The following is a 6,678-nucleotide window of genomic DNA, read 5'->3' as shown; positions in this document are numbered from 1 at the left end:
TAGGGGGAGAAGAAATGATAGTTGAGAAATTGAAGGTAAAACAAGGTACGATTATCTGCCAGGTGTGTGAAGATGTGATCGATACAGTTGATAGCCCAGAAGGAGTTAAAACATGGTACGGAGTGTGTAAGACTTGTTCTAAAAAGAAGGTTAGTCATGTTTTGAACAAGAAAGAGTTAGGGGGAGAAAAAATGATGGTTGAGAAATTGAAGGTAAAACAAGGTACGATTATTTGCCAGGTGTGTGAAGATGTGATCGATACAGTTGATAGTCCAGAAGGAGTTAAAACATGGTACGGGGTGTGTAAGAGTTGTTCTAAAAAGAGGGTTAGTCATGTTTTGAACAAACAAGGGTTGGGGGGAGAAAAAATGATGGTTACGAAATTGGAAGTAAAACAAGGTACGATTATTTGTCAGGTGTGTGAAGGCGTAATCGATGTAGTTGATAGCTCAGAAGGAGTTAAAACATGGTATGGAGTATGTAAGGGTTGTTGCAAAGGGAACGAACGCTCTTGACTGATGTAATAGGTTGTTTTCTTTCGCATCACAAACATCCCTCCTGAATAAATAGTATGGGCTTTTTGCCAACTGTCTACTCAAGAGGGATACTATCATATTCTAATTATCCCCGTAATACCTTTTATAGATTTTTGCTTCTACTCCTGAATTTTGCGGTCGGTAAAAATCAATGCCATCAGAATTATCAAGATATTTCATATTATTAAAAGGGTGGTCTATCGGATTTTTATAGGTTTTACTTCCTTGCTTAATATCGTTCGGTACTTCTTGGGCTTTATTATTCTTAACGAAATCTAAAGCGCTGTTGATTGCTTTATAAACTGAATTTGACTTGGGGCTCTCACAGATAAATACAACCGCTTGAGCTAAGGGAAGCCTTCCTTCAGGTGCACCTATAAATTCAACCGCATTCTTTGCGTTGATCGCCGTAGTTAAAGCATGAGGATTTGCCATTCCTACGTCCTCTACAGCATGAACAACAATTCTTCGGGCAATATACATTGGATCTACTCCGGAATAAAGCATTCTGGCTAGCCAATACAAGGCAGCATTGGTTTGGCTCCCTCTCATTGATTTGATAAAGGCAGACATCAGATTATATTCATCGTTAGTATTAATTGAGTTAATTCTCTTTTCATAGGCTTCTTTTATTAAAGTAAGGTCTATATTTTTTCTTTCCTCCAATGAAAAATATGCCGTTTCAACTGCACCTAATGCATCCCGAATGTCACCATCACATATATCGGCTAAATAATCAATTGCATCATTTTCAATGACAATATCGGATACACCTAGACCTCTATCAGCATCGTGAAATGCTGTTCTTACAATTTCTTTGATTTCCTGGTTTTCAAGTTTTTTAAAGGTATACACCCTGCATCTCGAAACAAGGGGTGGTATTATGGAATGCATTACACTTTCTGTTGTTGCCCCAATCATAATGATTGTTCCGTCTTCAACAGCCGGAAGAAGGGTCATTTGAACATTCGACTTCATCGCATGAATCTCATCAATAAAAACCACTGTTTTTTTATCGTATAGCTTTAGGTTTTCTTCTGCTTTTTGAATGGTTTCTCTTAGCTCTTTCACTGAGAGAGAAACAGAATTCAGTTTTACAAAGTCCGAATTTGTTTTTTGACTGATTATATGTGCTAGGCTTGTTTTACCTGTAGATGGGGGACCTTGCAATATCATTGATGTAATTCTATCTTGTTCAATAAGATTTCTTAATATTTTTCCCTTGCCCAATAGATGTTTTTGACCGTAAAATTCCTGCAAATTTTCTGGTCTCATCCTTTCGGCTAAAGGTTTATTCATATTATTTTGTAGATCGAATAAATCCATACAATTATCTCCAATCATTAAGAAGGATTCCAATATTAATTATAACTTTATTTAATAAATCCCTCCAATGAAATGGAAGAAAATCGAATTTGGACTAACAGGAATCAAATGATAAATTGTGCTACTTAAAAGGTATAAAAAAACCTGTTCTCCTATTCACCGTAAGGAAAGCAGGTTTTTTACACTATTAGAAGGTGTAAATTTCCATATGGATGCAAATTCGACGTAGATTCGGAAATTTTAGGAGCACAGTATAAGGGCAGAACCCGCCAGTCGGCGAGTTTAAATTAATTGTGGTTTTTCCGGGCTAGCTACACTAATATTATTGGAATTTTTATTAACTAGCGATAAGGCAAGAGCGGCGCATGCCCCAGGCAGGGCGAATACAAGGAAACATAAGGTAATAGGGAAATTTAGTGATAAAAGCATACCGCCTAATGTAGGCCCTAACATTCCTCCTAATCTTCCAACTCCATTGGCAAGTCCTATTCCTGTCGATCTAACATTTGCAGGGTAATATTGTGAAACGAAAGCATTCAGTAAGCTTTGGTTCCCCATTGTACAAACACCTGCAATAGAAATTAAGAAATAGAGGAAAAACATATTACTTTTGATTCCAAGAAGCGCAAGACAAATTGCACCAAGGACATAAAGACCTGCTATTAATTTTTTAGACCCTTTTCGATCCGCGATAACTCCTATAATAACAGTTCCCATTAAAGCGCCGCCATTTAGAAAAATTGCAAACCCTAAGCTGGAAATTAAAGGGTAGCCAGCATTTTGCATTAATTTTGGCAGCCAAGTATTTAATCCGTAAATCATCAATAAACCCATAAAATAAACAATACAGAAAAGGATTGAAAAATTTTGGAGCCAGGGGATGTTTTGGCCACTGGTTCACCTTCTGGCAGTTGCCCACTGAAGCTAGGGGATGTTGTCTCTGTGGAAGTTGAGAATATTGGTAAGCTATGTAATTATGTAAAATAGCAGATTTTGCAAATGGAAGGGCGATTTCCACGAAAGTGAAATCGCCTTATTATTTACTTGCGAAGTTGGATGTCTCTAATGTAGCAATGATTTTTCTAATAATTGCGGCAAGCGCAATCCCCAGAAAGCAGAACAGCATTGGCAGCCAAACAGGACCAAGTAATACATTCCATATTTTTAGCGTATCACTGTACATAATCCCAACTGTCGCCATATAGGCTGGGATCACAAACAATAAGGTGGCGTAGGGAGAACGTCCTCCCCCTGCATCTTTAAAGGCATCCCAAATGGCGAACATATAAACGCAAGGATAAAACATTAACCATTGGTAATCTACAGCTGTTATCGCTGCTGTTATATCGCCTTTGAAACTAAGCAGAATGATTGTATTTAATCGCGCCATATGATTGATTGTCAATTCTAAAAGGATGAATAGAACTCCTTTCAAATATCTCCGATTCAGCAGTTGACCAAAACCAGGAAGTGCTATGCTCCATAATAATTTTTCAATTCTCTCTTGACGCAAAATATTGATCATGTCGCACCTTTAATTAAAGCGCTCTGTTCAAACGCATTCGGTATCTTGTTTAGCCAGTGATTTTTAATCATGAATGCTGTATTCTCAAGGATATTGAGAAGGTACCGTAGGATGCAATTTCCCATGCTGTCAATTACATACTCGCTCCAAATTGGAAAAATTCCAGGTGAAGATAGTCCAATGTTATGTTTTGCTTCCATATCCCCTTTTCCTTCCAAGGTATAATTAGATTATACTGTATTTGTTTTCTTATATATTATCATGCCCTGTAAATTGAATTACCTTCCACAAATGCTGCATTATATTTTCCATTTACTATTATAGGGAAGATAAAAGAGAGACGATTTGGTACAATCTTTTTAAGGCTGTGAGAGACGAATTCTTGAGATGGAACGTTTTTGTATTGTATACATTTCGCTGCAAACACTTGAAATGCTTTGTCTTCTTATTTTATGATATAATTTTCATGACTTGAGATTTTCAATCTTTCTTATATAAATTAGGGTTAGAAAGAGGTGAATGATTTTATGAAAATTTCTACAAAGGGCCGTTATGGCTTAACCATTATGATAGAGCTGGCAAAGAAGTACGGAGAAGGTCCGATTTCTTTAAAGTCTATTGCGCAGGCACATGATTTGTCCGAGCATTATCTAGAGCAGCTGATTTCTCCACTGCGCAATGCGCGCCTTGTAAAAAGTACGCGCGGTGCTTATGGCGGGTATGTGCTAGCAAATCAGCCGGCAAACATTACGGCAGGAGATGTCATTCGTGTGCTGGAAGGACCGATCAGCGTCGTGGAAATGATTGACGAGGAGGCACCTGCGCAGCGCCAGTTATGGACGCGTATTCGTGATGCTGTTCAGGAAGTGCTAGATAGTACAACGCTAGAGGATCTAGTACGATACGATCAGGAAAATACAGGTGGATATATGTTTTATATTTAACGGAGCGTGAAACAATGAGGAGAGGAGGGATGATATGGAGCGTATTTACCTAGATCATGCAGCAACGTCGCCGACGCATCCGAAGGTTGTCGAGAGCATGCTTCCTTATATGACAGAAATCTTTGGGAATCCGTCAAGCATCCACTATTATGGGCGGCAAAGCCGTCATGCAGTCGATGAGGCTCGCCGTGCTTGTGCAAAAAGCATCGGTGCTCAGCCAAATGAGATTATTTTTACATCGGGCGGAACGGAGGCCGATAACCTTGCATTGCTTGGCGCAGCAAGAGCGAATCGTTTTCGCGGCAATCATATTATTACAACTGCGATTGAGCATCATGCTGTGTTACATACGTGCAACCAGCTTGAAAAGGAAGGCTTTCGTGTAACCTATCTGCCAGTTAATGAGATAGGGCGCATCAGCATCGATGATATGCGGCAGGCGCTTACGGATGAAACGATTGTTGTGACGGTTATGTTTGGCAACAATGAAGTAGGTACTATTCAGCCGATTCAGGAAATCGGGGAGCTGCTTCGGGAGCATCCTGCTTATTTCCATACAGATGCGGTGCAGGCGTACGGTCTTTTATCCATCAATGTAAAAGAGCTCGGCATTGATCTTCTCTCTATTTCTGCTCATAAAGTGAATGGACCAAAGGGAGTCGGCTTTTTATATGCCGGCCAGCATGTTAAGTTTGCGCCGCTTGCCTTAGGCGGAGAACAGGAACGAAAGCGCCGTGCCGGAACAGAGAATGTGCCCGGTATTGTTGGGCTGCACCGAGCTGTATTGCTTGCTGAAGAGACGCGTGAGCAAAAAATGCAGCAATATCGTTCATTTAAGGATATAATGATATCTGTCTTTCATGAGGAAGGCATTCTATTTGAGGTAAACGGAGGTTTAGAGCAAAGCTTACCGCATGTGCTCAATGTGAGCTTTAAAGGAATGAATGTCGAGCCGTTTCTCGTAAACCTAGATTTAGCAGGAATTGCTGTCTCTAGCGGCTCTGCTTGCACGGCTGGTTCCATTGATCCATCACATGTGCTTGTGGCAATGTTTGGCAAACACTCCGATATAATACGTTCATCAATCCGCTTTAGCTTCGGTCTCGGCAATAGTGCGGAGCAGATAGAAAAAGCGGCTTACGAAACAGCGAAAATCGTGAAGCGGTTGGCGCAAAATTAAACAGCGGAGGTGATGAAGATGAACAAATTACCTCACGATACACGCGTTGTTATTGGGATGTCGGGCGGCGTTGATTCTTCGGTTGCGGCATTGCTTTTAAAGCAGCAAGGCTATGATGTTATCGGCATTTTTATGAAAAACTGGGATGATACGGATGAAAATGGCGTTTGTACGGCAACTGAGGATTACAACGATGTCATTCAAGTATGTAATCAAATCGGGATTCCGTATTATGCAGTCAATTTCGAGAAGCAATATTGGGACAAGGTGTTTACGTATTTTCTGGATGAATACCGCGCGGGACGCACACCGAATCCTGATGTAATGTGTAATAAGGAAATTAAGTTTAAGGCGTTTTTAGAGCATGCGTTAGCGCTTGGAGCTGATTATGTGGCAACGGGCCACTATGCGCGCGTGGAATACCGCGATGGTGAGTATAAGATGCTGCGGGGCGTTGATGAAAATAAGGATCAAACCTATTTCTTAAATCAGCTTGGCCAGGAGCAGCTAGCTAAAACAATGTTTCCGCTCGGCAGCTATAATAAGCCGGAGATTCGTAAAATTGCGCAGGAGGCGGGCCTTGCTACTGCAACAAAAAAAGATAGCACGGGCATTTGCTTTATCGGTGAGCGCAATTTTAAGGAGTTTTTAAGCAATTACTTACCGGCTCAGCCAGGTGAAATGCGGACACTGGACGGTCGAGTAAAAGGGAAGCATGATGGTTTGATGTATTATACGATTGGACAACGTCATGGCCTAGGGATTGGTGGCGACGGTGATCCTTGGTTTGTTGTTGGCAAAAATCTAAAAGATAATGTACTGTATGTTGATCAAGGTTTTCATAACGAGCTATTGTATGGTGATGAAGTAATCGCAGTCAACATGAGTTGGGTGAGCGATCTTCCAAAGCAACAGGAATTCAGATGTACAGCGAAGTTCCGCTATCGTCAAGCTGATAATGCGGTCACTGTTCACGTGTTAGACGAGGGTAAGGTTCGTATTGTGTGTGATGAGCCGATTCGCGCAATCACACCAGGCCAAGCCGTAGTGTTTTATGACGGTGAAGAATGTTTAGGCGGCGGTACAATAGATGAAGTGTACCGAAACGGTGAAAAACTTTCGTATTTAGCATAATTGTAGAGACCTCAGCCTTTTCATAGGCTGGGG

The 6,678-nt window shown here is 40.7% G+C and carries 9 protein-coding genes; 5 read left to right on the top strand and 4 right to left on the bottom strand.

Annotated features, from left to right (window positions below; all coding sequences use genetic code 11):
- Positions 1-14: 14 nt before the first annotated feature.
- Entirely contained in the window at positions 15-515 is a 501-nt protein-coding gene (locus EP737_RS26375; protein ID WP_246040346.1) for a GapA-binding peptide SR1P, read from the top strand.
- 102 nt (positions 516-617) lie between these two features.
- Here the strand turns inward: EP737_RS26375 and EP737_RS22445 are convergent, their stop codons facing one another.
- A complete protein-coding gene (locus tag EP737_RS22445; protein ID WP_129731203.1) occupies positions 618-1,862 on the bottom strand; it encodes a replication-associated recombination protein A in 1,245 nt (414 codons plus the stop codon).
- A 282-nt stretch (positions 1,863-2,144) separates the two neighbouring features.
- Positions 2,145-2,708: an MFS transporter gene (locus EP737_RS22440; protein ID WP_281278920.1), complete on the bottom strand. Its 564-nt coding sequence runs from the start codon at positions 2,706-2,708 to the stop codon at positions 2,145-2,147.
- Between the two features lie 21 nt (positions 2,709-2,729).
- Here EP737_RS22440 and EP737_RS22435 point away from each other — a divergent pair, with 21 nt between their 5' ends.
- Positions 2,730-2,849, top strand: coding sequence for a fumarylacetoacetate hydrolase family protein (locus tag EP737_RS22435; RefSeq protein ID WP_342046337.1), 120 nt, complete (start codon positions 2,730-2,732; stop codon positions 2,847-2,849).
- Between the two features lie 49 nt (positions 2,850-2,898).
- Here EP737_RS22435 and EP737_RS22430 read toward each other — a convergent pair whose 3' ends face one another.
- Positions 2,899-3,387, bottom strand: a complete 489-nt coding sequence (locus EP737_RS22430; protein WP_129731198.1) for a hypothetical protein — start codon at positions 3,385-3,387, stop codon at positions 2,899-2,901.
- The gene (locus EP737_RS22425) at positions 3,384-3,587 is read right to left on the bottom strand and encodes a YvdQ family spore coat protein (protein ID WP_129731195.1); all 204 of its coding nucleotides are present in this window, start codon (positions 3,585-3,587) and stop codon (positions 3,384-3,386) included. The genes EP737_RS22430 and EP737_RS22425 overlap by 4 nt, the downstream gene beginning before the upstream one ends.
- Positions 3,588-3,914: 327 nt before the next feature.
- Here EP737_RS22425 and cymR point away from each other — a divergent pair, with 327 nt between their 5' ends.
- The 3 genes from cymR to mnmA are packed head-to-tail and all read left to right on the top strand — an operon-like array spanning position 3,915 to position 6,645.
- Positions 3,915-4,331, top strand: coding sequence for a cysteine metabolism transcriptional regulator CymR (cymR, locus tag EP737_RS22420; protein ID WP_129731192.1), 417 nt, complete (start codon positions 3,915-3,917; stop codon positions 4,329-4,331).
- Between the two features lie 34 nt (positions 4,332-4,365).
- Positions 4,366-5,511 (top strand): cysteine desulfurase family protein, encoded by a 1,146-nt coding sequence (locus EP737_RS22415; protein ID WP_129731189.1) that lies wholly within the window; start codon positions 4,366-4,368, stop codon positions 5,509-5,511.
- 18 nt (positions 5,512-5,529) lie between these two features.
- Complete coding sequence (mnmA, locus tag EP737_RS22410) at positions 5,530-6,645, top strand: tRNA 2-thiouridine(34) synthase MnmA (RefSeq protein ID WP_129731186.1); 1,116 nt, start codon at positions 5,530-5,532, stop codon at positions 6,643-6,645.
- The last annotated feature ends 33 nt before the right edge of the window (positions 6,646-6,678 follow it).

It is taken from the genome of Ectobacillus funiculus, assembly GCF_004138295.1.
Taxonomy (GTDB): Bacteria; Bacillota; Bacilli; order Bacillales; family Bacillaceae_G; genus Ectobacillus; species Ectobacillus funiculus.
This window is presented reverse-complemented; position numbering and strand designations above follow the sequence as displayed.